We start from the raw sequence: 24,568 nt of genomic DNA, 5'->3' as shown, positions 1-24,568 counted from the left end.
CTCCCAGCTTTAACATTTGACAACGGATAAAACGACGTGCTTATTCAAAAAAGTTATTTTCAAGCTAACAACCACCTTACAATATGGTGAAGTGCCCGTCTAATAGAGAACTCATTTGTGTTTCCATAAACTTGGCTTCCCAGTAGGATCCCCATCCAGCGTGAAACTAAGATGACTTTGGTCAAAACCGCGGATAACAATCTGCTGAAACCACTAAAAACTTACGGAAGGCTCCTCGTCTCCCGGTCTAACCTTCTATGCTTTGACAAACATCTCATGCTATCTCTCAGTAGTGACTGTTGGGGAAGGCTAAGAGTGAGGTCTCATCATCTATGTCCATTTTGATCTCTGGCCCTATAACGGCTTTTGCTAGACGTCGTTTACCCCTCCTCTTCTTAGGGACATCTCTGTCTCTCGTTCCCACGACCCACGCAGCAGATACCGTTAATACTCAAACTATCGCCGCACGACTGCGCGAATGGCAACTTCTGACAGGCTCTGATGGCTCCAACCTGCCAGCCAAACGCTATGCCGCTTTTCTCCGAAACCCTCAGAGCTGGCCTCTTCAAAACCGCCTATCATGGCGCTATCAAAATGCTCTTCTCAATGATGACGCAGTTGCAGACCGTCCAGCTCTCTGCCCTTCTCTTCCCATCACTCAATGGCAAACACTGACCGTTTGCGCTCCTTTTTTAAAAGACACGACAGCACGCGCTCGCGCTTTATGGGTGTCCTCTGTCAATGGTAACGATGAACATGCTTTCCTCCACCAGTATGGCACATTATTGACCCCGTCCGATCAATGGAACCGCTACGTTCACCTTGAAACAAGCGGCCAAAAGACCAGCGCCCAACGGCAAATTGACCGTCTAACACCGTCCGAACAACAGCAAGCACGCGCACGGTTTGCCCTACGCTTTAATCAAGACAACGCAGACGATTTATACGCCCAAGCGACACAATCTTATGAACCAGCTTTATTGCTCTTACGGCTGAAATATCTCCGCCATCAGAACCGCTATGATGAAGCTATACAACTCTGGCAGAGCGTCGGTTTACTGATTGAGCAACAGCAAGCACCCGCAAAACACACAGCCTGGATCAATGAGCGGTTGGCCTTGGCCCGGTGCCTCCTGCGTCAATCAGGCGGCAATAGTCCCACTCAAGCTTTGCTCCTTATCTCAGCAGAAACACGCTCTGTTCCGACAGTCGCCGAGCAAGAAGAACATCTTTTAGGAGCTTATATCCATCTTGTTCTGCTTAATGAGCCTGCGAGCGCCTCTACGCTCTTGCAACCACTTCTTAGCGCTCCAACACTCACAGCACGCGCAGCCGGTGCTTATTGGAGCGCACGGTGCGAAGAAGCTCTGAATCACGAACAAGCTGCCCAAAAGCTTTATGAAAAAGCAAGCGCGTTCCCGACGACCTTTTACGGCCAGATTGCCCTCGCACGATTAACGCACTCCCCTTTTCTGAACCAATCCACACGCTCTGATGCCTTTCTCACCGCTCTTCAACAGCATCTAGACGCCCTTCCAGCTGTCTCGACAGGGGAAATTGTACGTCCCGATCTCGCTGAAGCCGCTCGCCTCCTGCATGACCAAGGCGATGATACACAGGCCACGCTGTTTTTAAGCTTTCTTCAAGGACAAACGCGAAAAGACGCCGATCAAAAAGCTGTTGCTAACCTCGCTCACGCTCTCCAACTGCCTCAGCCTGCTATTTTAGCAGCGCGTGCCTTAGCCCGTCATGGGGTAGCCCTGTACCCGGCAGGGTATCCATCACCCGCCCAACTCACATCACTCCCCTCTACACAACTCCCTTCTGGGCTAACAGCAGCACTTATCCGACAAGAAAGTAGTGGGAACCCTACCGTCATGAGCCCCCGCCAAGCTGTCGGCCTCATGCAACTCCTCCCCGGTACTGCACGACTGACAGCCCGCCGTCATAACATCAGCACGTCAATTGTAACCGCACAAAGCCTTACGAGCCCATCACTTAATATGACATTGGGACAATTTTATCTTCGGGAGTTGCTCCAACGTTTCGATAATATCCTTCCTTATGCCCTTGCCGCTTATAATGCTGGGCCTGGTCGCGTTCATCAGTGGAACAATGACCCTATCATCCCCCTGCCCGAACACGAGCATACTGAGACAGATGACGACCAGTTGCTACACTGGGTCATGTTAGTGCCTTATCAAGAAACACGTTTTTATATTGAGCATATTGAAACAGATATGGCGCTCTACGCCTTATCCTCTCGTCCTTAACTGAGTAAAGGACGCATCAAAAAAGGGTGGCTCCGAAGAACCACCCTTTCTCTTCCTCTTCACGAAAATCGTAAAGATTAGTTCGCCTGTGGCGCCGCTGGCATGCTAGGAGCCTGTGGCGCTGCAGGAGCTGATGGCGCGCTAGGAGCCTGTGGTGCTGAAGGTGTCTGAGCTTTCTGCAAAGAAGAAGCGTTCAGATCTTCAGAAGACTTGTTGTCACCCGCTGTGTTCTGAGCAGCCTTACCAGCGCCCTTCTTACCATGATGCATTGCACATTTCTTGTGATGATGGTGACCATGGTGAGCGGCAAGAGCTGGAGCGGCAGCAGCGGTCAGACCCATCAGCGCAATAGCGGACAGAGATAGCTTTTTCATAAATCCTCCTTAATCATCTTCTTCTAACAAGACCATTTCACCTTAAAGCGAGAACCTTATTAAAACAATAACCTAAAGCATTACATCCTAGACATGTTCAAGAAATCTCACTTTAAGCTCTGCATTTATTTACCCTCAGATTTGTTAAAATTTGGAGGATTACTGGTCTTTTCTATGTCTCGCTCGTCAGCACGGTGTGACCTGTTACGTCTAGCGCAACCGAACAGCTCCCTTATTTTTAGCCAAAGTAGGAAAATCTAAGAGTAAAATAGCACTTTCCCATCGCTATAAAATCAATCGTCTCCAGAGCTTGATATAGTCTATTGAGGTGAACAATCCGAGAATATGTACCTGCGCTAACGTGCTGGAGTAACCCAAAAACACAATTAAGCCTCCTCGGCGCGAAGGGCCAAGTTCTTAACCTTCGCACCTTCCTCTTTGAGGGATAGCGACCATTGACTGATGCCCCCCCTCATAGCGTTTCCCGTCAAGAGAACCGATGCTTCAGGAAAAGTGTTTCTTCTCTGAAATATGGTCAAAGCACATTCCATATTCCCTGCTTCGACCTGCCTATAAACAAGCGCCCAACCACGCACCCTGCGACCCTTTAGCTCATTTTTGATGCATAGCTGCTAGGTAAAAATACAGAAACAACTCAGTATTGAGTCAATATTTTTTTATTCACATAGAAATACCATTTTTGTATTTCACAAAATACCAGCTTAGAATCACTTATTTTAGCGTTAACGCTAACCACTACCAACATATACAGTATTCTATGAGCAGTGTTTGCATCCTAATTGTTTTCAAAAGGTGATGGCCCATAGATAGCACGAGCGCGTGTGGTAAATGCTTTAACCATACGTTTCACAGCTTCGCCAAAAACCATTCCAATCGCATTACGAAGCAAGAGCGAGCGAAACTCAAAAGCAACGTGAAGCCCAACGCGGCACCCCCCTTCATCGGGCTCAAACGTCCATTGATTACTCAGATATTTAAACGGCCCTCTCTCAGCACGCACAACGATACGATGAGCCCGCTCTAAAGTGACGCGGCTTGTATATGTCTCACGAAAAGGGCCAAAACCTACGGTTAAATCAGCTAGCATTCCCTGCTCTGTGCGTGAACGGACAGACGCACGAATGCACCATGGCAGAAATTCTGGATAGCGTTCAATATCAGCAACAAGATCAAAAAGCTGTTCTGGCGTATAGGGAATAACACGCTTTTCGTTGTGTGACGGCATTAATCCTGCCCTTTCAAGCGACGTAGCCGTGTCTCTCTCAATTCAGCAAAATCGCGGTCAGCATGATAGGATGATCGCGTGAGTGGTGACGCACTAATCTGCAAAAAACCCTTTACCCGTGCCCATGCTGCATAATCTGAAAATTCATCGGGCGTCACAAAATGACGTACGGGTGCATGTTTCACAGAAGGCTGTAAATACTGCCCTAAGGTAATAAAATCGACATCCGCAATGCGGAAATCATCCATTACCTGCCCCACTTCCGCCTTTTCTTCCCCCAGCCCAAGCATCAACCCGGACTTAGTAAATAAAGACGGATCAAGCCGCTTTGCTTCATCCAGCAAACGAATGGACTGATAATAACGCGCACCCGGTCGTATGCCGGGATAAAGCCGTGGAACGGTTTCAATGTTATGATTAAACACATCCGGCCGCGCCTCAACGACAACCTCAAGGGCTCCGTCTTTGCGGAGAAAATCAGGGGTTAGAATTTCAATCGTCGTTCCTGGTGAGGTCTCTCGAATTGCCGCGATCACGCGTGCAAAATGCTGCGCACCACCATCAGGTAGATCATCACGATCAACGGATGTCAGCACAACATGCTTTAAGCCCAACGTCGCAACTGCTTCAGCAACACGCTGCGGCTCATCGTTATCAAGCGGATGAGGGCGGCCTGTCGTCACATTGCAGAACGCACAAGCCCGCGTGCAAATCTCCCCCATAATCATCATGGTGGCATGACGCTTAGACCAACATTCCCCAATGTTAGGGCAAGCCGCTTCTTCACACACTGTCGCTAATTTGTGCTCACGCATCAGCGCCCGCGTTTCGTGATAAGCAGGGTTCCCACCCGGCGCTTTCACACGAATCCAGTCCGGCTTACGCTGGATGGGGTTATCGGGACGATGTGCCTTTTCTGGATGGCGCATCGCCGCTTCTCGCTCACGCTGATGGTTGATCACAATACGTTGGGACATAAGACTTAGATGTGCAAAGCACCCTCATAGGCGGCAAGAACCGCTTCATGCATCGTTTCCGATATTGTCGGATGGGGGAAAACGGTCTCACTTAACTCAGCTTCGGTCAACTCTCCCGTGCGAGCAATCACATAGCCCTGGATCATTTCCGTCACCTCAGGGCCGATCATATGCGCACCGAGCAACTCGCCCGTTTCTGCATCGAACACCGTTTTGGTCATCCCATCAGGCTCACCCATCGCAACCGCTTTCCCGTTTGCAAGGAATGGGAAGCGTCCTACCTTAACACGATAGCCTGCTGCACGAGCCTTCTCTTCACTCAGCCCAACAGACGCTACTTGTGGATGGGAGTACGTGCAGCCTGGAATATTGAGCGCATGCAAAGGCTCTGGAGAACGACCACTGATCTTTTCAACGCAAATAACCCCCTCATGGCTTGCTTTATGAGCCAGCCATGGTGCTCCTGCGACATCACCAATCGCATAAAGACCCGGCTCATCTGTCCGACAAAATTCATCGGTGATGATATGTGTGCGGTCAACCTTGGCCCGTGTTTTCTCAAGCCCCAGCTCTTCCACATTACCAACAATGCCCACGGCACAAATGACGCGATCCACAGTTAGATCAACCGTTCCATCAGGCGTTTCAAGCGTTGTCGATACGCTGTTTTCACCCTTCTGTAGCGGCCCAACTTTCGTATTGGTATGGATCGTCATCCCACGCTTTTCAAAAGCTTTACGAGCTTGTGCGCTAATCTCCGGGTCTTCTGCCACCATGATGCGATCGGCCACTTCGGCAATCGTAACCTCGCATCCGAGATCACGATAGAAAGACGCGAACTCAACACCAATAGCGCCCGAGCCAATGACCAGCAGCTTTTTAGGCAGAACATCAGGCGTCATCGCCTCACGCGCACCCCAGATGAGCTTACCGTCCGTCTCTAGCCCTGGGAGCTGACGCGCCCGCGCACCCGTCGCCAAAATAACATGCGGGGCCTGAATCTCTGCCGTTTGCTGACCATCCTTCATGACAGCAACTTTATGAGCATCCCCCTGACGACCAGCGAGCTGAGCACGGCCATCAAAAGTGCTGACTTTCGCTTTCTTGAGCAAGTGCGCCACACCACGGCCCATACGGGTCGCGACACCACGTGAACGCTTTACGACACTTGCTAAGTCAAACGACGGGTTTTCTGCCGAAAGCCCATAGTCCTTCAGATGATGCAGCGTATGATACAGGTCTGCTGAGCGCAGCAGTGCCTTTGTCGGGATACACCCCCAATTAAGGCACACGCCCCCCATGTGCGTGCTCTCTACTAGAGCCACATTCATACCAAGCTGGCTGGCGCGCAGAGCAGCCACATAGCCCCCCGGCCCACCACCAATCACAATCAGATCAAACAGGTTAGACATGGCTTAGATCACCAGGGAATAAGGGTTTTGAACAAGATCGCGCAGCGTGTTGAGCCACTGTGCACCTAATGCACCATCAACAGCACGATGATCGACGGATAAGGTGACGGTCATAACCGTTGCAATCGCCAGCTCACCATCACGCACGACAGGACGTTTTTGACCAGAAGCGATCGCCAAAATGGCTGCCTGAGGTGGGTTAAGAATAGCCGCGAAATCCTTCACGCCAAACATACCCATATTGGAGATAGAGAATGTACCGCCCTGGAACTCTTCTGGAACGAGCTTCCCTGCCCGTGCACGCCCTGCTAAATCGCGCGCCTCCACACTAATTTGTCGCAGCGACTTCTTATCCGCTTGGCGGATAATCGGCGTCACTAAGCCGTCTGGCACAGAAACGGCCATCGCAATATCTGCATCATCAAAATGCAGCATTTCCGTTTCAGTAAACTGCACATTAAGCCCCGGCTGCTTCTTAAGCGCTAAAGCAACCGCACGGATCATCATATCGTTTACGGATAGCTTCAGGCCTTCAGCCTCTAGGCTCGCATTCAGCTTGCTTCGCAGCGCTAACAGCGCGTCCAGCTCAATATCAACCGAGACATAGAAATGCGGAACCTGCGTTTTTGATTCCGTCAGGCGGCGCGCAATAACTTTCCGCATGGTCGAATGAGGGACTGACTGAACCTCCCCACTCTTCACCGATGCTTCTTCCGTTTTAGTCGGCGCAGAAGCTGGGGCTTTGACCGCACCATTATCGACATCACGACGGAGAATACGCCCATTAGGCCCCGTTCCCTTCAAGGTCGCAATATCAAGGCCACGCTCTTTTGCCAGACGGCGTGCAAGCGGAGAAATGAAGATCCGTTTGCCCTTCTCCACCACCGGTGCGGCGTTACGGCTCGTCTCTTGAGCCGGTGCTGCCGAGCTCTCAGGAGCCGAAGCTGTTGAAGCAGCAGGCGCCTCTACTGTTGGTTCCCCCGCACTCGTAGGCTTCTCAGGCACAGCCTCACCCTCATCAACCAAAATGGCGATTGGTGTATTTACCGCAATATCAGGCGTACCCTCAGCAACGAGCAGACGGCCAACGATCCCTTCATCGACCGCTTCCACTTCCATTGTTGCTTTGTCGGTTTCAATCTCAGCAATCAGGTCGCCCGCAGCCACCGTCTCACCTTCTTTCTTCAACCAACGCGCCAGCGTCCCCGTCTTCATGGTGGGGGACAGAGCGGGCATCAAAATATCAGTCGCCATGAAAGATCAGTCCCCTAATTGCTTGCGCACAGCATCGACCACCCATTCTGGTTTGGGCAATGCCAGCTTTTCAAGATTAGCCGCATAAGGCAGTGGAATATCAAGCCCGCATACGCGAGACGGCGGTGCATCAAGCCAATCAAAGGCTTGTTCAACGGCAACCGTGCAAATTTCAGCACCGATTCCTGCAATTGGCCAGCCTTCCTCAACAGAAACAATGCGATTCGTTTTCTTAACACTATTCACGATGGTTTCTGTATCCAACGGACGCAGCGAGCGCAGATTGATGACTTCTGCCTCAATCCCCTGTTTCGCAAGCTCATCGGCTGCCTCTAGCGCCACACCCACCATGATGGAGAACGCTACGAGCGTGACGTCGCTTCCCTCACGCTCAATACGGGCTTTCCCAATCGGAAGCACGAAATCATCAGCAACGGGGCAAGGGAATTTCTGCCCGTAGAGAATCTCATTTTCCAACACAACGACTGGGTTGGGGTCACGAATAGCCGCCCGCAGAAGCCCCTTCGCGTCCGCGGAAGACCATGGCGCCACAACCTTCAAGCCCGGAATATGCGCGTACCAGCTTGCAAAACATTGTGAATGTTGCGCCCCAACGCGCGCTGCCGCCCCATTAGGGCCGCGAAACACGATCGGGCAAGCCATCTGACCGCCTGACATATAACGCGTCTTCGCAGCTGAGTTGATAATGTGATCCACGGCCTGAAGAGAGAAGTTCATGGTCATGAACTCGACAATCGGCTTTAATCCCGTCAGGGCCGCCCCAGTCGCCATCCCTGTAAAGCCATGCTCAGTAATGGGCATATCAATCACGCGCTTGCTGCCGAATTCATCCAGCAAACCTTGGCTGACCTTATAAGCCCCCTGATACTGCGCAACCTCTTCCCCCAACAGGAAGACGTCACCGTCACGGCGCATCTCGGCACCCATCGCATCACGCAACGCTTCACGTACAGTGATCTCTTCTGTCTCACCCCATTCTGGCTCTGTAACCGGAGAAGGAGCTGCAACAGGCGCTGTGGGCGCCGAAGAGGAGGACGTTTCTGATGCGGGCGCGGCTTTATCCTCACCGCCCTCACTAAGGTTCACACTGTCAGCAGCTGACGCATTTTCACCTTCTTCAAGCAAGACGCCGATTGGCGTATTCACCGCGACGTGTTCAGCACCATCGTGCACAAGGATACGACCAAGAACACCGTCCTCAATCGCCTCTAATTCCATCGTTGCTTTATCGGTTTCGATCTCCGCAAGAACGTCCCCAGAGCTTACTTGATCACCTTCTTTTTTGATCCAGCGAGCGAGGGTTCCTTCTGTCATCGTGGGGGACAGAGCCGGCATTAAAATTGGAGAAGCCATGATGATTATTCCCCCACCAACACATCAGTCCATAGCTCAGATTCATCTGGCTCTGGGCTCGTTACGGCAAAGTCAGCAGCATCTTTTACAACTGCCTTCACATCGGCATCTACAGCCTTAAAGAAGGCATCATCAATCCCGTGCTTGGTCATTTCCGCTTTCAGAGTTTCAATGGGATCACGCGTGCGGCGCATCTCTTCCACTTCGGAACGCTGGCGATATTTAGCCGGATCCGACATGGAATGCCCACGATAACGGTAGGTTTCCATCTCCAACAAGAACGGCCCCTTACCAGAGCGACAATGTTCAAGTGCTTCCTGCGCAGCCTGATACACAGCAGCAACATCCATGCCATCTACTTTGCGAGACGGAATACCCCAAGGCGCCGCATTTTTGGAAAGGTCTTTGGATGCCGAAGCACGCTCAATCGCTGTCCCCATTCCGTAGCGATTATTCTCAATCACATACAGACATGGAAGTTTGTGCAACGCAGCTAGGTTAAAACTTTCAAAAGTCTGACCTTGGCTACTCGCCCCCTCACCCATATAGACAATCGAAACGCGGTCTTCATTACGGTATGCACTCGCAAAGGCGAGCCCTGTCCCCAAAGAAACCTGAGCCCCCACAATACCGTGGCCACCATAGAACTCCTTCTCACGGGAGAACATATGCATGGATCCACCCTTACCGTGGGAATAGCCGCCTGATCGTCCGGTGAGCTCTGCCATGACGCCACGGGCTGTCATGCCTGCAACGAGCATTTGGCCATGGTCACGATATGACGTGATGGAAGGGTCGCCCTCTTTCATCGCTAAGCCGATACCGACAACGACAGCCTCTTGACCGATATAGAGATGGCAGAAACCGCCAATTTTCCCCATACCGTAAAGCTGTCCAGCCCTTTCTTCAAAACGACGGACAAGAAGCATCTCCCTGTAGGCACGCTCCATCTCTTCCTGTGATAGCGCCGGTCCGTTCTGCGGGATAGGCGCATCCGCCGTGACACCCATGGCAGTCTCCTAGGGTTAGTAAACTCTAATAATGATGTAGTCTTACCCTCTGAGATCATGGAATACTAGAGCACCGATATCCCATGATCACGATCAAGCGGGCAAACCACTGCTTCTGGAATAGTATATTGGCTTAAAAACCAAGCAAACGTCGCGCTGCAGCTCCTGGATCAGCATCTTTCAGCAGCGTTTCTCCAACCAAAACGGCGCTGCATCCAGCCTCACCTACCTTCTCAAGGTCTTCTTGGACACGAATGCCGCTTTCTGACACAACCAAACGATCCGGCGGAACATTAGGAGCGAGATCCAGCGTTGTCTGAATGTCCGTTTTCAGTGTTTTGAGATCACGGTTATTAATGCCAATGAGGAAGCTATCATAGGCCAGCGCACGTGTAAGTTCGTCTTCATTATGGACTTCCAACAAGACATCCATATCCAGACCACGTGCCAATGCAATCAGTTCAGCGGCCTGATTTTCCTCCAAAGCCGCCATGATCAGCAGAATGCAGTCAGCCCCGATGAGACGGCTCTCATGCACCTGCCATGGATGAAGGATGAAGTCCTTCCGCAAGATCGGCAAGCTGCATGCCTCACGCACGGCTTTTAAATCATCCGCACTGCCGTGGAAGCAGGACCCTTCAGTTAGAACAGAGATGCAGCTCGCACCAGCAGCTTGATAGGATCTTGCAATTGCAGCAGGATCATAATCAGGGCGTAAAACACCAGCGGAAGGCGAGGCCTTCTTGACCTCGGCAATCAACCCCACCCGCCGATCGGCAGTGATATGTTGAAGAGCTTGCCCAAACCCACGCGTCGGCGTCGTAACTTCGCGCGCTTTAGCAGCAATCTCTTTGAGCGATATCACCTGTAAGCGCTGCTCAACATCAAGAAGCGTCCGCGCACAAATGCGCTTAAGCACATCAGGGGTCTTATCACCCTCACCTTCAGCATTCTTTGAAGGCGCGTTTCCTTCATTGGAGCCGGCCTCGCCGTGATCGGCTGCAACCGTTTCGGCTTTCTCGGCTTCCGGTTTCTGCTCGGGAGCCGCATCAGAAACCGCAGACTGTCCGTCAGACTCTGATGGAGCAAAGGCAGTCATCGGCCGCTGTGGCAAGAAAATCATGATCGTCCTGAAACTCTAACTTGAAAACATGTAAGCGGGATACCGCCGTCACTGTGCCCTTACACCTCTTTGCGCGTGCGTCAAAGCCTCCAAAGCAAAACCATCGTCTAATGACCGCTCAGCTTGAGCAATAAGATGCTGTAATGATTGTGAAGAAACCTGCTCTCCGCCCCATAAAGAGCCACGCCCAGCGACATGAAGAGCCACAGCTGCATTAAGTAACACTGTATCGCGATAACAGCTTTTTTCGCCTTTAAATAACGCTTCCATACGCTGTGCATTCTCTTGAGGCGTGCCTCCACGGACTTCACGCACAGGTTGCACAGAAAAACCCGCCATTTCTGGTGTAATCGTTACCTCACGTCTCTGGCCTTGTTCCCACACAGAAATATGACTTGGCCCGGCAAGTGTCAGCTCATCAATCGGGCCTTCGTCAGTCTCACCTTGGACAGCCCAAATCGATTCTCCGCCAAGCTGCCCCAGTACATCCGCCACAGGCGTACACCAGCGTTTGTCAAAAACACCCACAAGCTGCCGCTTTACCCCCGCTGGGTTGCAAAGAGGGCCTAGCAAATTAAATAAAGTCCGAAAGCCTAGATCCTTACGCACAGAAGCTGCTTTTTTCATCGCTGTATGATGATACGGCGCAGCTAGAAAAGCTAAATGATCGCGTTGCAAGCGCTGCTCCTGTCGCGCCACATCTCCATCTGCAGGAATGCCCAGCGCCTCCAGTACGTCCGTCGCCCCTGCTCTTGATGACAGGGCACGCCCACCATGCTTGGCAACGTCCACCCCCAACCCAGCCAGCACGAAAGCTGTCGCTGTCGAGACATTTAGCGTGCCAAGGCCATCACCTCCTGTCCCACACACATCAATCGCATTCGGTGGCACATGCCGAAGAGGCGTCATATGACGCCGTACCGTACGAACAGCTCCGAGAAGCTCTTCAGGCGTTTCTCCCCGCATATGCAGAGCCGTCAAAAAAGACGCGAGTTGAGCTTCGGACACAGCACCGCCCATAATCGCGTCAAAAGCTTCCTCTGCCTTTTCAGCCGATAACGAAGCCCCCGAGAGCACCGTTTTCAACATAGTCGGGAAAGAAGCGGCGCTGTCTTTATCACTCGTAAGGTCAGCTAGAACCAGCTCTATACGTGAGAAACAAGGTAGCGAACGAAAGTCCTCACCTCTTTTCTCACGCATATAAAGAGCGGTCAGAAAGGCTACGCATTGTGAATCAGATAAAGAGGGTTCACATACACCTCCTTCATCTAATGAGCGCGCCTCTTCTATTGAGAAGGGCTCAGCTGAAACCGCCTTTCTTAACAAAGCTTTCACAGAAGGCATCTGCCCCTTCTCACCCATCAGGCTTTTTCCTTCACGACACCAGCAAGACGTAAGAAGTTCGCAAGGAGTGCACGTCCAGAATCAGAAGCAATGCTTTCTGGATGAAACTGCACGCCATGAATAGGGTACTCACGATGCCGCAGCCCCATAACGACTCCATCTTCTGTGCGTGCATTAACAATGAGAGGTTCCGCAATGCTCTCCGGTTTTACCGTAAGGCTGTGATAGCGCACCATATTCACAGGCTCTGGCAGCCCTTCAAACACACCGCTTCCATCATGATGCATCGCACTAATTTTGCCGTGCATTGGCTCAGGAGCACGCACAACATCGGCTCCAAACACCTGTCCGATAGCCTGATGGCCCAGACATACGCCCAAGACGGGAATCTTCCCCGCAGCCAAGCGGATCACATCACAACAAATACCAGCTTCATCAGGAGAGCATGGCCCTGGAGACAGCACGATTGCTTCCGGGTTTAAGGCAATCGCCTCTTCCGCAGAGAGTGCATCGTTACGTTTAACGAGGCACTCAATACCCAGCGCTCCAAAATGATGAACGAGGTTGAAGGTAAAGCTGTCGTAATTATCAATCAGGAGAATCATCAGACCTCTACCCCTTTTTCTCATCAGTTACTGACTGAGAGTGGGCATTGTTCGTCGGCTTTCCAACCCGTATAGCCGTTTTCACCGCATGTTCAGCCGCAGAGAAAAGAGCTCGTGCCTTTGCGCGCGTCTCCTGATATTCCGCCTCTGGATCAGAATCAGCCACAACGCCACATCCTGCCTGCACATACATCTGGCCATCTTTGAGCAACGCCATCCGCAGACCAATGCACGTATCCATCTCGCCATCAGCACCAAAATACCCCACACAGCCTGCATAAGGCCCTCGACGCGTTGGCTCGAGCTCGTCGATAATTTCCATGGTACGGATTTTAGGAGCCCCTGTTAGTGTCCCTGCCGGGAAGGCGGCCGAAAGAGCGTCTAGCGCCCCAAGTTCCGGCTTAATCTGCCCCGTTACCGTGGAGGAAATATGCATCACATGGCTATAGCGCTCAATCACAAATTGGTCAGGCACCGCAACAGAGCCAGGCTGTGAGACACGCCCCACATCATTCCGTCCTAGATCAATCAGCATTAAATGCTCAGCAAGCTCTTTTGTGTCAGAAAGCAATTCTTTTTCTAATGCTTGATCCTGCGCACGATCCTTGCCGCGCGGCCTCGTGCCGGCCAGAGGACGTACTGTTACCTGCCCCCGCCGCAAACGCACCAAAATTTCCGGTGACGACCCGACGAGCGTAAAAGCCCCCAGCTCCATCAGAAATAAGAAAGGCGCTGGGTTAATGCGACGCAAGCTGCGATACAAAGCCAGAGGGGAGAGCGGGAAAGCCGTTTGGAAACGCTGGCTTGGCACAACCTGGAACGCATCCCCAGCGGCAATATAGTCTTTCGCCCGCAACACATTCGACCGAAACTGGTCGGGTGTTACATTGGACTGCGGTTCATCAAGCTCTGTGCCCTCGGGCAAAGCCTCTGCCTCATAAGAAAGAGGCTGCCGTAAGGCCTCACGCGCTTTCTCCAACAGCCCAGCAGCCGCTTCACGACCATCCTTATGACGCACGGGAGCTGCCAAAATGAGTTCGTCGCGCACCGTATCAAAAACAGCAAAAAGACGTGGGCGAATCATCACGCCCTCTGGAAGGTCTAGGTCATTTTCTGGTGCATGAGGCAAGACCTCCATCTGACGCACCATATCGTAGCCCAACACCCCAAAGACCCCACCAATCATAGGGGGAAGCTCTTCAGGAAGCTCCATACGACTTTCCGTAATCAGCTTATTGAGCGAGGGAAGCGGCCCTTCTTCCTGCACAACGCCATCGCGCTTTGCTTGGCCATCCTGACAGACCCAGACCGTATCAGGCATCAACGCGATGATAGAATAACGACCGCGCGCCTCGCCCCCCTCAACGCTTTCAAAAAATAGACGATAAGGATCATCAGGCAATTCTGCCAATCGCAGAAACGCGGATAACGGCGTCAGCAGGTCTGCTGCCTCAACACTATAAAGAATATTGCTCATTACTGACCTTGCCCTGCACCGCCAACAAGGCGGCCAAAAATTTGCTCACTGACTTGATGGAAAAGCTCTGTATTCAAAGCGCGATGGGACGTTTCGCGCTGGTAGCTACTGCCTAGGCTTTCGATAAGATCACCTTGCAACCCTTGGAGGAGCTGTTGTTCAACACGCTGACGCACAGCCTCCTGCTCACCCGTGGCAGGAGCCGCACTTCCCGTCACCTGTACCAACCAAAAACTACTCCCCTCTTGGAGCATCGCCGTCTGGCCAACATTTTGGTTTAGAGCCGCCCGGTTAATGAGCTCAGGCATGTCGCTCCGCTTTTGTAGGCGCGAAAAACGCTCATCTTTACGCAGATTTGCTTCTTCAGGCTGACCAGACAAGGCGTGCTGTAGCCCGTCTTTCTTCGCGCTCTGATATAAAGCAGTCGCACGCGCTTCCTGCGCGCGCTTTTGCTGCTCTTCTTGCCATGCGGTCGTTACATCCGCACGCACCGTATCAAACGCTTTTTGCTGTCCGGGCTGAACATTTTCCACCACAACAGCAAAGCCACCCCCGTTAGGAAGAGACACAACATGCGGATAGTCCCCCTTCGCCTGTGAGAAAACCTGCTGCACAATCGCCTTGCGCGTTGCTTCGTCCCCCGGGAGAGGAGCTGGAGAGCCTTCAGCCGTCATCCCCTGCGCATCAAGCGTGCCTTCGACAGGAACGGCGCCAATATCTGCTGGGATTTTATCAAGCTCTGTTGAGCCAGCAACAGCTTCCTGAAACGCCTGCATATGCTGAGACGGCACAACAGAAGGCTCAGCCTTCTGAACCTCTGCACGAATCTCCGGCGCTGCCTGCTCATAACTGACCTGATGAGGTGCCGTAATGCTCGTGACATGCACAACACTCCACCCCATAGCCGTTTTAACCGGCGCCATAACTTGACCCGAATGCGCTGAAAAAGCCGCTTTCGCCAACGCTTCATCAGGCAAATCCTCTGGACGAGCATTAGGAAGCGTCGCCGGAATAGCCTGTGGGAAAGCCTTTTGAATACTCTCCCATGTTGCTCCCTCCTGCCAGCTATGCGCTGCCTTTTGCGCCGTAGCCTCATTATCGAAGCCCAGCACCTCTACGCTGCGCGTTTCTGGCTGATTATAATCGCGCGTACGCTGCTTATAAATCGCGCGCACAACATCATCCGTGACCTCTACCTTACTCGGCAAAAGCACGACAATACGTGCATGACGGTATTCTGGTTCCTTAAACAACCATGGATGATTGTCATAAAAGCGTTTCAACTGTGCGTCACTTGGTTGGGAGGGAACTTTCCCTGCAGAAAAGGGAAGCTGTATCAGATCAACTTTGCGAGCCTCAGTATAAAAACGAACCATTTGATCGAGTTCCGCTTTAGGCACGGTGACATGTTGGGCCAGCCCAAACATCGTTGCTTGAGCTGTTTTTGACTGCCGAACCTGCTCAATCAAATCCTGATGCTGCAATCCATTACTCTGAAGCAGCTGGTTCATTTTGTCCGCACTAAAATGCCCCTGAGCATCACGAAATTCCGGCATGGAAAAAACCGTTTGGCGGATCAGTTCATCACTCGGGGTCACCCCGTTCCGTTCCCCGGCAAGCTGTGCTCCTTTGAGCGTAAGAAGGTCACGCAAGGATTCAAAACTGACTTCCTGCTGGGCTGCTGGCGAACGCAATGCACTAAGAGGCACACCACTTTGTTGCAAATACCCCAAACGCTGCTGAATACTACGAGCAAAGTCACGTGGTGTAATTTTATAGTGGCCAATTTGCGTTATATCGCCAGGTGACATTCCTCCTAGGCCACCAGAAAGCCCCATAAAACTGCCACTAAGGCCAATAAACGCAACAAAGATAGCGAGGGCAATGACCCGACCTATCCAAGTGTCAACAACAAAATGACGCAGAGCAGTAATCATAGAATCGAATATCACTTAATCCGGAGGCAGGATGGTATTAACGGGCAAACCCCGCTAGAGTGTTTGGCAGCATAATGATGCTGAGACAAATTGACCAGCACCACCCTCCCTTTCTAGGTGGAGGGGGAGATGTCGATGGGGGGAAAGCACTATGAGCACAGCACCCAAATTTGTGATTGGGAACTGGAAAATGCAGGCCCAACACGAGCGCGGCCTGACACTCGCTGGGGACGTCACAAAAGCCTTGGAGGACACCCCTCCTCCCTCCCATATACGGACTGTTATCTGCCCGCCTTATACGCAGCTTTCAGGCGTTAATCACATTCTTCGCAAGCATGATTTGCCAACAGAGCGTATCTCTCTTGGCGCGCAAGATTGTTATCCGGCTCCTTCCGGGCCCTTTACTGGCGATATATCTGCGAAAATGCTGACAGAGCTTGGGGCCCGTTACGTTATTTTAGGTCACTCAGAGCGCCGCCAAAATCATGGCGAAACAGATGCCGTTATCCGTCAAAAAGTTAAGGCTGCCACGGCTGCAGGGCTCATCCCAATCGTTTGTATCGGTGAGCATCTCGCAGAACGTAATGAAGGCCGCGCGGCAAGTGTTTTAGCCGGCCAAATTGAAGGTTCTCTCACGCGCGGGTTCAGAGGAATCGTCGCATATGAGCCTGTATGGGCCATTGGAAGCGGCATTACGCCGTCCCATGAAGAGCTTCAAAGAAAGCTTTCTTTGATCCGCGCTTTGTTGCCCATGCGCTTAATGACAGATGACATTCGCGTGCCGGTTCTGTATGGCGGGTCGGTTACTTCTGTCCAAACCCCTTCTCTTCTTTCTATTGACGGGGTAGATGGGGTTCTCGTTGGAAGTGCCAGTTTGGAAGCTCAGAGCTTCCTCGATATTATCCGGGCCGCAACGGAGGTTCCCTCCTCTTCGCCCTCATAAACTTATTGGACCCTTTTGTTCATGACCACTTTTTTGCTTGTCGTCACTGTCTTAGTTGCTCTTGCCTTGATCGGCATTATCCTGATCCAGCGCAGTGAAGGGGGTGGATTAGGGATAGGGAGCGGCCAAGGGGTCGGCGCTTTTATGACAGGACGGGGCACAGCTACTCTGCTCACCCGCGGGACTGGCGTTTTAGCCGCTCTGTTTATGATTCTGTGCCTTACGCTGGATGTCCTTAACCGTGGTGCATCAACGGGCGCTACGGGACATGATATCCTCTCCCAACCTCCTGCTGCTACGCAGGATACAGCGGCTTCTCATAAGGCAAATACCCCTTCGACACCGGCTCAACATAAGCCATAAAGCCTCGCCTTGCCCTCGCTGCACCATGCCTTCCTCTACTTTATGTGAAAACATTGTAGAATTGATGCAGTTGCTGCTTCCCTCTGAGGGGGTCTTCAGTGTATGAAGACCTCCCATGACGCGCTTTGTATTTGTCACCGGTGGGGTTGTTTCCTCTCTCGGTAAAGGTATCGCCTCGGCGGCTTTGGCCGCCCTCCTCCAAGCCCGTGGGCACAAGGTCCGGATACGGAAGCTTGACCCCTACCTGAACGTTGATCCTGGCACGATGAGTCCGTATCAGCACGGTGAAGTATTCATCACCGATGATGGCGCTGAGACGGACCTTGATCTTGGCCATTATGAACGTTTTACAGGGGTTCACGCTCGCCGTTCTGACAACACCACGACGGGACGACTCTATTCAGATGTTATCGCCCGCGAACGGCGCGGTGACTATCTTGGGGCCACCGTGCAGGTTATCCCCCATATTACTGATGCGATCAAAGAGGCCGTAGTCTCTGAGACAGACGGCTATGATTTTGTCCTAGTCGAGATTGGTGGAACCGTTGGCGATATTGAAAGCCTTCCTTTCTTGGAAGCGATTCGTCAGCTGCGTAATGACCTCGGTTACGACCAGACTATTTCTGTCCATCTTACTCTTCTTCCTTTCATCCCCTCCGCTGGGGAGCTCAAAACAAAACCAACCCAGCATTCTGTTAAAGAACTCCAAAATGTTGGGCTCCAACCGCAGATTCTTCTGTGCCGTTCAGATCGCCCTATTCCGCAAACTGAACGCCGCAAGATTGCTAGCTTCTGCAATGTACGCTCTGAAGCCGTTATTGCAGCAATGGATGTTGATACAATTTACGCGTGCCCTATCGCGTATCATCAGCAGGGAATGGATCGCGAAGTACTTCGTTATTTCGGCCTTCCTCATGACGATTCGCCGGATCTCTCACGTTGGGAGAATATTGTTCGTGGCATTCGTGAACCAAAGGGTGAAGTACGAGTCGCTGTCGTAGGAAAATATACGGCCCTTCTCGATAGCTACAAATCTCTTGCCGAAGCACTATTACACGGTGGAATCGCCAATAATGTCCGTGTTCGTATGGACTGGATCGACTCGGAAGAGCTGGAAAAACCAGGACAAATTGATGAACTCCTCCGCGGCGCGAGTGCCATCTTAGTCCCCGGCGGCTTTGGAGAGCGTGGTGCGGAAGGTAAAATCAGTGCTGTCCGTTATGCACGTGAAAATCATATCCCCTTCCTTGGCATTTGCTTTGGTATGCAAATGGCTGTCATTGAATGTGCACGTTCACTCGCAGGACTGCCTAAGGCTTCTTCCACAGAGTTCGGCCCAACAGATGAGCCTCTCGTTGGCCTCATGACAGAATGGGCCCAAGGGACGGAGCTCCTTCGCCGACGTGAAGGGGGCGACCTTGGCGGAACCATGCGCCTTGGTGCCTTCCCTGCAACACTCACACCTGGATCTCGTGTTGCGGAGGTTTACGGACGCACCGATATTCGTGAGCGTCATCGTCATCGTTGGGAAGTGAACGTTCATTACCGGGAGGTACTTGAGAAAACATCGTTGCGCTTCTCAGGTATGTCTCCTGACGGGGTTCTGCCGGAAGTTGTGGAATACCCAGATCATCCGTGGTTCATTGGGGTTCAATATCATCCAGAGCTTCTCTCGAAGCCTTTTGATCCTCATCCGCTTTTTGTTGGTTTTGTTAAAGCCGCCAAAGAGCAACAAAAACATGCACAACAGGATGCCGACGCGTGAGCTTCCAGCTGCGAAACCTGACGATTGGGCAAGACCAACCTTTCACCTTGATTGCTGGCCCATGCCAAATCGAGTCACGTGATCATGCTTGCTTTATGGCTGAGGCGCTTACGCGCCTCTGTCATGAGCTTGATATTGGCTTGATCTATAAAAGCAGCTTCGACAAAGCGAATCGCAGCTCTCTCCATAGTGCGCGCGGCGTGGGAATTGATTCAGGTCTCTCAATTTTGGCTGATATTCGGCGGGAATTTAATATTCCTGTGCTAACGGATGTTCATTCACCTGAGCAATGCGCTATTGCCGCTGAAGCCGTTGATGTTTTGCAGATCCCGGCTTTCCTCTGTCGTCAAACGGACTTGCTGCTCGCGGCAGGCCGCACGGGCCGCGCGATCAATGTCAAAAAAGGACAGTTCCTCGCTCCGGGTGATATGCGTAATATCGTTGATAAAATCACCTCTACGGGAAACGAACGCATCCTTCTATGTGATCGCGGAACAAGCTTCGGCTACAATACCCTCATCAACGATATGCGAGCCCTGCCCACCATGGCCCAAACCGGCCATGCTGTGGTCTTTGATGCAACACATTCTGTGCAGCAACCCGGTGGTCTGGGAAATGCAACCGGCGGTCAACGGGAGTTCGTCGAACCCCTCGCCCGTGCAGCGCTTGCTGTAGGTGTTGCCGCTCTGTTTATCGAAACCCACGAAGACCCCGACAATGCACCAAGCGATGGCCCCACCATGGTGCCCTTAGGCGAGATGAAAACGTTACTTCAGCGCCTTAAAGCGATTGATAGTCTAGTGAAATCTTATGGGCCTTAAAAAAGATAGAAACAAAAGAGCATGTCAAAACACTTAAACATATCTAAGCGACTTTTCAAAGATTTCACGTATTCCTGTTATGCTTGATCTCTTGATAATGAACTTCTCATAAATCAGCTCAATCAAGAAACCCTCTCTGAAGATATAAATAGATTAAGCCCGCAGTATATGTGCTGAGCGTACTCTATATAAGTTACACACACTCATAGAACAGACCAGTCACCTAAAAAATAAATTTCCGTTCTTTTATCCATACTGTTTCATGTCTGACGAGAATCTTTTTACTACAGAAGTAGGCATATTCTTATCCAAAGAATACCGTGAGTATTTTTGTTTACAAAAACGCGAAAATGGCAACTACCATCACATTAGAGAGCCAGCAAACAGAACGATTGATGAGTTTAAGAATCTTTTCGCGATACTTGTTCCAGAAAAACTTTCATACCAACCCTTCATATATCACACCAAGGACGTCGAAGATGATATCGCTTCAAAGACGGCTATCATTTTTCGGCTGCAAAAATTTATAATCGCCTTGTGATTCAAGATTTAGAAAAGTCGTATCTCTTTTAAAGCTCTACCCACTCAGAGATACGACTGTGCACTGATCGTTAGAAATGCCCCTGTGGCGACATAAGAGCTGCTAGAAAGCCCAGAACCATCAAAGTGGTAAGAACACCCTTAATCAGCAAGAAACCCTGAGGCAGTTCACCACGACGTGCTGCGACTCGTTCGAGAGAAAACCCACCGATAAACCCGATGATGATCATCGCGTAACCACTTTGTATGGTGCATAGCAGACCTACGCACAGCGCAACCCACCCCCAAAGGAAAAAAGCGAGTCCCAGAAAGACACGTCGTCTTTCAGAAGCGCCACTCCCCTGAGGGAGAATAATCTCTGGTTTCTCAACCGTTAACCCCCAATGAATAGCCCCCTGAAACGCAAGAAGACAACCGCCATAAAGCAGCATCACCACACTGAGATGAGGCAATGGGACAAGGACACCAGCTAGGAATAGCCACCCTCCCATTAAAAAGCAAAAAATACCGCCCAGCAAAAGAAACATGGCAGCTACAACAGGAAAAGGCTTCATATCAATTGACCTCGGGCTCCGATTTTGAGACTGAAATATAGTGTTAGCGGGGTAACCCGGGCCTAATCATAGGCCGGGCGGACCTCGCCGCATAGAGTCAGGAGAATTCCCTTGAGCGCTATTGTTGATATTACCGCCCGTGAAATCGTAGACAGCCGTGGCAATCCGACGGTTGAAGTGGATGTCGAGCTGGCTTCCGGTGTAACGGGTCGCGCTGCTGTTCCGTCTGGTGCTTCCACCGGCGTTCATGAAGCCGTCGAATTGCGTGACGGCGACAAGAAACGCTTCCTCGGTAAAGGGGTTCTAAAAGCTGTTAACGCCGTCAACACGGAAATTGTTGAAAAACTGCGCGGCATGGAATCTGAAGAACAGATCGCCATTGACCAAGCAATGATTGATCTTGACGGCACCCCTAACAAGGGCCGTTTGGGTGCGAATGCCATCTTGGGTGTGTCCCTCGCCGTAGCGCGCGCTACTGCTGAAGAGCTGGATCTGCCACTGTACCGTTATGTTGGCGGCACGTTCGCCCATGTCATGCCTGTCCCAATGATGAACATCATCAATGGTGGTGAGCATGCTGATAACGGAATCGACTTCCAAGAATTCATGATTCAGCCCGTCGGTGCATCCACCGTTGCTGAAGCTATCCGCATGGGTTCTGAAATCTTCCACCACTTGAAGAAAGACCTTGCTGCTAACGGTCTGAGCACGGGTGTTGGTGATGAAGGTGGGTTTGCCCCTAACCTGAAGACGACCGAAGAAGGCCTAGAATACATTTCTAAGGCTGTTAAGGATGCAGGCTATCGCTTGGGTGAAGACATCACTTTCGCGCTCGACTGTGCCTCTTCAGAGTTCTACAAGAACGGCCGTTATGAAATGACGGGTGAAGGCAAGAGCTTCTCCTCCAGCGAGATGGTTTCTTACCTTGATGACCTGAGCCAGCGCTTCCCAATCGTGTCCATCGAAGATGGTCTGAGCGAAGATGACTGGGAAGGTTGGGCTGAGCTGACGAAGCGTCTGGGCCATCGTCTGCAACTGGTCGGTGACGATCTGTTCGTGACGAACCCAACACGTCTGGAACGCGGCATTAAAAACCATGTTGCAAACTCCCTGCTCGTGAAGGTGAACCAGATCGGTACACTAACCGAAACACTGCGTGCTGTCGAAATGGCACAACGTGCTGGTTACACCACAGTGATGAGCCATCGTTCAGGTGAAACAGAAGACACCACGATTGCTGACCTCGCTGTTGCTGTGAACACAGGGCAGATTAAGACTGGGTCTATGTCCCGCTCTGACCGGATGGCAAAATACAACCAGCTGATCCGCATTGAGCAGAATCTGGGTGCAAGCGCTCAGTACGCTGGTCGTAGCATTCTGAAAGCCTAAGTGACGTAGATAGTTTCTATCTGTTCTCTTAGCGAAAGCCTTCGTCCCTTTTCCTAGGGGCGGAGGCTTTTTCTTTGTCAAAAATTCCGATAGGGTATTTCTCTGCCATTTCTATATGTCCAGAGGGGCTCTACGGGAGGACGGAAGAATGAGTGCTACCAGCCTAATGCAACGCGGGCTTCGAGCTACGCTACCTCCTTGCATTTTCCTTGCGCTCACCGCTTATTTCATCTGGAATGCTCTTCATGGAGCGCATGGCATAGAAGCCTACCAACAGCGCAGTATATTGTTGTCTCAAGCTCAGCAGGCTTTGCACGACGCTCATCAGGAACAAGATATCTGGCATCGCCGTGTCACAGCTTTGGGTGAACAAGCGCTCGACCCTGACATGCTTGATGAACGTAGTCGCACGATGCTCAACAACACGCGTGAAGGCGATATTGTGGTCCCTTACGGCGACCATGAACATCTTTATTAATATCCTATCGCTCCCAAAGCGCAGCACTTTAGTGAGAGCACATAAAAAAAGCGGCCCTAAGGCCGCTTTTCTTGTAACCACATCAACAAAGTGGGTTACTTGATCTTTGCTTCACGGAAGAGAACGTGCTTGCGGGCTACTGGATCGTACTTACGCACTTCCATCTTCCCTGTCGCAGAGCGTGCGTTCTTCTTCGTGACATAGAAATACCCCGTATCTGCGGAAGAAACGAGACGAATTTTGATAACGTTTGTCTTGGCCATAATACCCCTCGGACTGCTGCCGTGTTAAGGGACACCGCTTTTTTGTCCAAGCAGCATACCCCACCTTTGGGTGGGAACAATGATGTGTTGTGCCCTTCAGGTCAAGTCTTTCTCTTCCTTGAAGAGGTTTCAATCACTAAAAAAAATGCGTTCCCTCAATATTATGCGCCAAAAAGCCTGTGATGATGCTTCTTATGAGCAGGATTTTTGTGATGCTCATGCTTCTTCTTTGACGAAGTATCGCCATGTTTATGGTGCTTCTTATGATGCGGTTTATCATCATGCTTTTTAGATGGTGTAGAAGCACGCTGAGCAGGCTGCTGCATCGCCACTGTAGGATCCCCCCGAACAACACGCACAGTGCCATCAGGCCCCACTAGCGTGGTCGTTCCATCGCCATTTGGAATAGCGACACTCTTACGGTTAGGCCCCTCTAAATAGTTTTTGGCGCGATCAGGAACATGAGAAGGCAAACTCCCAGGCTCTGAAGCGCTGCTCCGACGTTGTACCCCTTTTTCGGTCGCGACATTTTCACCAAGAGCCAATGTTTCACCATTAGCCAGCTGTTGCTGGTCAAGATCGCTATTAAGCCCTTTGATTGAACGCTGAAAAGAGCGACTAAAGCGACTGTTAGGATTATTCATATCCTTAACGGTTGGTACAGCATCAGGCTGCCCCGGCCATACATCCCCTTGCTGAGTCACAAGAGGCTGTTCTGCTACATACTCACCACGAACACGACGAAAGTTTTCACTCTCACTCTTAGGAGCGTTTGGATCACCAAAAGGCCAGAAAGTATCTTCTGAATGTTTCTTGAGGCCCGCACATCCGCTCGCCGCAAGACACAGCATCAGAACGGCGACCTTTTTCATTCAACCTCTCTCTTGCCTTAAATTAAAGCCATAAAGCGTATGTTACCATAACACAGCCCATACAAACGGCTCGACACGCTCCAAGAATGACTTTTGCGCAACTCTTCCATCAAGGATAGAGGCTCTTTGCACATCACTCATTCGCTGCGACATATTTATAACAGAAAAAACAAA

The 24,568-nt window shown here is 51.3% G+C and carries 22 protein-coding genes; 7 read left to right on the top strand and 15 right to left on the bottom strand.

Annotation, left to right across the window (positions count from 1 at the left end):
• Positions 1–332: 332 nt before the first annotated feature.
• A complete protein-coding gene (locus GS535_RS07015) occupies positions 333–2,273 on the top strand; it encodes a lytic transglycosylase domain-containing protein (RefSeq protein ID WP_160791392.1) in 1,941 nt (646 codons plus the stop codon).
• Positions 2,274–2,350: 77 nt separating this feature from the next.
• Here the strand turns inward: GS535_RS07015 and GS535_RS07010 are convergent, their stop codons facing one another.
• From GS535_RS07010 to GS535_RS06955, 12 genes are all read right to left on the bottom strand, one after another.
• Positions 2,351–2,647: a hypothetical protein gene (locus GS535_RS07010; protein WP_160791391.1), complete on the bottom strand. Its 297-nt coding sequence runs from the start codon at positions 2,645–2,647 to the stop codon at positions 2,351–2,353.
• 796 nt (positions 2,648–3,443) lie between these two features.
• Entirely contained in the window at positions 3,444–3,893 is a 450-nt protein-coding gene (locus GS535_RS07005) for a type II toxin-antitoxin system RatA family toxin (protein WP_160791390.1), read from the bottom strand.
• Positions 3,893–4,870, bottom strand: a complete 978-nt coding sequence (gene lipA / locus GS535_RS07000; protein ID WP_160791389.1) for a lipoyl synthase — start codon at positions 4,868–4,870, stop codon at positions 3,893–3,895. Before lipA ends, GS535_RS07005 begins: the two co-directional genes overlap by 1 nt.
• Before the next feature lie 5 nt (positions 4,871–4,875).
• The gene (lpdA, locus tag GS535_RS06995) at positions 4,876–6,282 is read right to left on the bottom strand and encodes a dihydrolipoyl dehydrogenase (protein ID WP_160791388.1); all 1,407 of its coding nucleotides are present in this window, start codon (positions 6,280–6,282) and stop codon (positions 4,876–4,878) included.
• Positions 6,283–6,285: 3 nt separating this feature from the next.
• Positions 6,286–7,536, bottom strand: coding sequence for a pyruvate dehydrogenase complex dihydrolipoamide acetyltransferase (locus GS535_RS06990; RefSeq protein ID WP_160791387.1), 1,251 nt, complete (start codon positions 7,534–7,536; stop codon positions 6,286–6,288).
• Between the two features lie 6 nt (positions 7,537–7,542).
• On the bottom strand, positions 7,543–8,910 hold the full coding sequence (locus tag GS535_RS06985; protein ID WP_160791386.1) for a pyruvate dehydrogenase complex E1 component subunit beta: 1,368 nt from the start codon (positions 8,908–8,910) through the stop codon (positions 7,543–7,545).
• Positions 8,911–8,915: 5 nt separating this feature from the next.
• On the bottom strand, positions 8,916–9,920 hold the full coding sequence (pdhA, locus tag GS535_RS06980) for a pyruvate dehydrogenase (acetyl-transferring) E1 component subunit alpha (RefSeq protein ID WP_160791385.1): 1,005 nt from the start codon (positions 9,918–9,920) through the stop codon (positions 8,916–8,918).
• 133 nt (positions 9,921–10,053) lie between these two features.
• Positions 10,054–11,043 carry an indole-3-glycerol phosphate synthase TrpC gene (trpC, locus tag GS535_RS06975; protein WP_160791384.1) on the bottom strand — a complete coding sequence of 330 codons (990 nt, stop codon included), beginning with the start codon at positions 11,041–11,043 and terminating at the stop codon, positions 10,054–10,056.
• Positions 11,044–11,091: 48 nt separating this feature from the next.
• Positions 11,092–12,132 (bottom strand): anthranilate phosphoribosyltransferase, encoded by a 1,041-nt coding sequence (trpD, locus tag GS535_RS06970; protein ID WP_160791459.1) that lies wholly within the window; start codon positions 12,130–12,132, stop codon positions 11,092–11,094.
• A gap of 272 nt (positions 12,133–12,404) precedes the next feature.
• The gene (locus tag GS535_RS06965; RefSeq protein ID WP_160791383.1) at positions 12,405–12,992 is read right to left on the bottom strand and encodes an aminodeoxychorismate/anthranilate synthase component II; all 588 of its coding nucleotides are present in this window, start codon (positions 12,990–12,992) and stop codon (positions 12,405–12,407) included.
• Positions 12,993–12,999: 7 nt separating this feature from the next.
• The gene (gene trpE, locus GS535_RS06960; protein ID WP_160791382.1) at positions 13,000–14,469 is read right to left on the bottom strand and encodes an anthranilate synthase component I; all 1,470 of its coding nucleotides are present in this window, start codon (positions 14,467–14,469) and stop codon (positions 13,000–13,002) included.
• Positions 14,469–16,406, bottom strand: coding sequence for a peptidylprolyl isomerase (locus GS535_RS06955; protein WP_160791381.1), 1,938 nt, complete (start codon positions 16,404–16,406; stop codon positions 14,469–14,471). Before GS535_RS06955 ends, trpE begins: the two co-directional genes overlap by 1 nt.
• 151 nt (positions 16,407–16,557) lie before the next feature.
• Here GS535_RS06955 and tpiA point away from each other — a divergent pair, with 151 nt between their 5' ends.
• The 4 genes from tpiA (at position 16,558) to kdsA (ending at position 20,298) form a co-directional block, all read left to right on the top strand.
• Positions 16,558–17,349 carry a triose-phosphate isomerase gene (gene tpiA / locus GS535_RS06950; protein WP_160799181.1) on the top strand — a complete coding sequence of 264 codons (792 nt, stop codon included), beginning with the start codon at positions 16,558–16,560 and terminating at the stop codon, positions 17,347–17,349.
• Between the two features lie 21 nt (positions 17,350–17,370).
• Positions 17,371–17,712, top strand: coding sequence for a preprotein translocase subunit SecG (gene secG, locus GS535_RS06945; protein WP_160791379.1), 342 nt, complete (start codon positions 17,371–17,373; stop codon positions 17,710–17,712).
• A 115-nt stretch (positions 17,713–17,827) separates the two neighbouring features.
• On the top strand, positions 17,828–19,477 hold the full coding sequence (locus GS535_RS06940) for a CTP synthase (RefSeq protein WP_160791378.1): 1,650 nt from the start codon (positions 17,828–17,830) through the stop codon (positions 19,475–19,477).
• The gene (gene kdsA, locus GS535_RS06935; protein ID WP_160791377.1) at positions 19,474–20,298 is read left to right on the top strand and encodes a 3-deoxy-8-phosphooctulonate synthase; all 825 of its coding nucleotides are present in this window, start codon (positions 19,474–19,476) and stop codon (positions 20,296–20,298) included. Before GS535_RS06940 ends, kdsA begins: the two co-directional genes overlap by 4 nt.
• A gap of 611 nt (positions 20,299–20,909) precedes the next feature.
• Here kdsA and GS535_RS06930 read toward each other — a convergent pair.
• On the bottom strand, positions 20,910–21,392 hold the full coding sequence (locus tag GS535_RS06930) for a DUF3429 domain-containing protein (RefSeq protein WP_160791376.1): 483 nt from the start codon (positions 21,390–21,392) through the stop codon (positions 20,910–20,912).
• A gap of 111 nt (positions 21,393–21,503) precedes the next feature.
• On the opposite strand from GS535_RS06930, the gene eno reads away from it, so the two are divergent.
• Positions 21,504–22,781 carry a phosphopyruvate hydratase gene (gene eno, locus GS535_RS06925; protein WP_160791375.1) on the top strand — a complete coding sequence of 426 codons (1,278 nt, stop codon included), beginning with the start codon at positions 21,504–21,506 and terminating at the stop codon, positions 22,779–22,781.
• 148 nt (positions 22,782–22,929) lie between these two features.
• Positions 22,930–23,259, top strand: a complete 330-nt coding sequence (locus GS535_RS06920; protein ID WP_160791374.1) for a septum formation initiator family protein — start codon at positions 22,930–22,932, stop codon at positions 23,257–23,259.
• Positions 23,260–23,354: 95 nt separating this feature from the next.
• On the opposite strand, the gene rpmG is transcribed toward GS535_RS06920, so the two are convergent.
• Both rpmG and GS535_RS06910 read right to left on the bottom strand, forming a co-directional pair.
• A complete protein-coding gene (rpmG, locus tag GS535_RS06915) occupies positions 23,355–23,522 on the bottom strand; it encodes a 50S ribosomal protein L33 (RefSeq protein WP_018979329.1) in 168 nt (55 codons plus the stop codon).
• A gap of 161 nt (positions 23,523–23,683) precedes the next feature.
• Positions 23,684–24,394, bottom strand: a complete 711-nt coding sequence (locus tag GS535_RS06910) for a hypothetical protein (RefSeq protein ID WP_160791373.1) — start codon at positions 24,392–24,394, stop codon at positions 23,684–23,686.
• Positions 24,395–24,568: the final 174 nt, after the last annotated feature.

Source organism: Saccharibacter sp. EH611 (assembly GCF_009834765.1).
Classification (GTDB): Bacteria; Pseudomonadota; Alphaproteobacteria; order Acetobacterales; family Acetobacteraceae; genus Saccharibacter.
The sequence above is the reverse complement of the archived record's forward strand: the minus strand, read 5'-3'. Positions and strand labels throughout refer to the sequence as shown.

Bases quoted from the DNA above. Each gene is read 5' to 3' on its own strand.
- GS535_RS07015 (WP_160791392.1), top strand. From the start codon at position 333: ATGTCCATTTTGATCTCTGGCCCTATAACGGCTTTTGCTAGACGTCGT.
- GS535_RS07010 (WP_160791391.1), bottom strand. From the start codon at position 2,647: ATGAAAAAGCTATCTCTGTCCGCTATTGCGCTGATGGGTCTGACCGCT.
- GS535_RS07005 (WP_160791390.1), bottom strand. From the start codon at position 3,893: ATGCCGTCACACAACGAAAAGCGTGTTATTCCCTATACGCCAGAACAG.
- lipA (WP_160791389.1), bottom strand. From the start codon at position 4,870: ATGTCCCAACGTATTGTGATCAACCATCAGCGTGAGCGAGAAGCGGCG.
- lpdA (WP_160791388.1), bottom strand. From the start codon at position 6,282: ATGTCTAACCTGTTTGATCTGATTGTGATTGGTGGTGGGCCGGGGGGC.
- GS535_RS06990 (WP_160791387.1), bottom strand. From the start codon at position 7,536: ATGGCGACTGATATTTTGATGCCCGCTCTGTCCCCCACCATGAAGACG.
- GS535_RS06985 (WP_160791386.1), bottom strand. From the start codon at position 8,910: ATGGCTTCTCCAATTTTAATGCCGGCTCTGTCCCCCACGATGACAGAA.
- pdhA (WP_160791385.1), bottom strand. From the start codon at position 9,920: ATGGGTGTCACGGCGGATGCGCCTATCCCGCAGAACGGACCGGCGCTA.
- trpC (WP_160791384.1), bottom strand. From the start codon at position 11,043: ATGATTTTCTTGCCACAGCGGCCGATGACTGCCTTTGCTCCATCAGAG.
- trpD (WP_160791459.1), bottom strand. From the start codon at position 12,132: ATGTTGAAAACGGTGCTCTCGGGGGCTTCGTTATCGGCTGAAAAGGCA.
- GS535_RS06965 (WP_160791383.1), bottom strand. From the start codon at position 12,992: ATGATTCTCCTGATTGATAATTACGACAGCTTTACCTTCAACCTCGTT.
- trpE (WP_160791382.1), bottom strand. From the start codon at position 14,469: ATGAGCAATATTCTTTATAGTGTTGAGGCAGCAGACCTGCTGACGCCG.
- GS535_RS06955 (WP_160791381.1), bottom strand. From the start codon at position 16,406: ATGATTACTGCTCTGCGTCATTTTGTTGTTGACACTTGGATAGGTCGG.
- tpiA (WP_160799181.1), top strand. From the start codon at position 16,558: ATGAGCACAGCACCCAAATTTGTGATTGGGAACTGGAAAATGCAGGCC.
- secG (WP_160791379.1), top strand. From the start codon at position 17,371: ATGACCACTTTTTTGCTTGTCGTCACTGTCTTAGTTGCTCTTGCCTTG.
- GS535_RS06940 (WP_160791378.1), top strand. From the start codon at position 17,828: ATGACGCGCTTTGTATTTGTCACCGGTGGGGTTGTTTCCTCTCTCGGT.
- GS535_RS06930 (WP_160791376.1), bottom strand. From the start codon at position 21,392: ATGAAGCCTTTTCCTGTTGTAGCTGCCATGTTTCTTTTGCTGGGCGGT.
- GS535_RS06920 (WP_160791374.1), top strand. From the start codon at position 22,930: ATGAGTGCTACCAGCCTAATGCAACGCGGGCTTCGAGCTACGCTACCT.
- rpmG (WP_018979329.1), bottom strand. From the start codon at position 23,522: ATGGCCAAGACAAACGTTATCAAAATTCGTCTCGTTTCTTCCGCAGAT.
- GS535_RS06910 (WP_160791373.1), bottom strand. From the start codon at position 24,394: ATGAAAAAGGTCGCCGTTCTGATGCTGTGTCTTGCGGCGAGCGGATGT.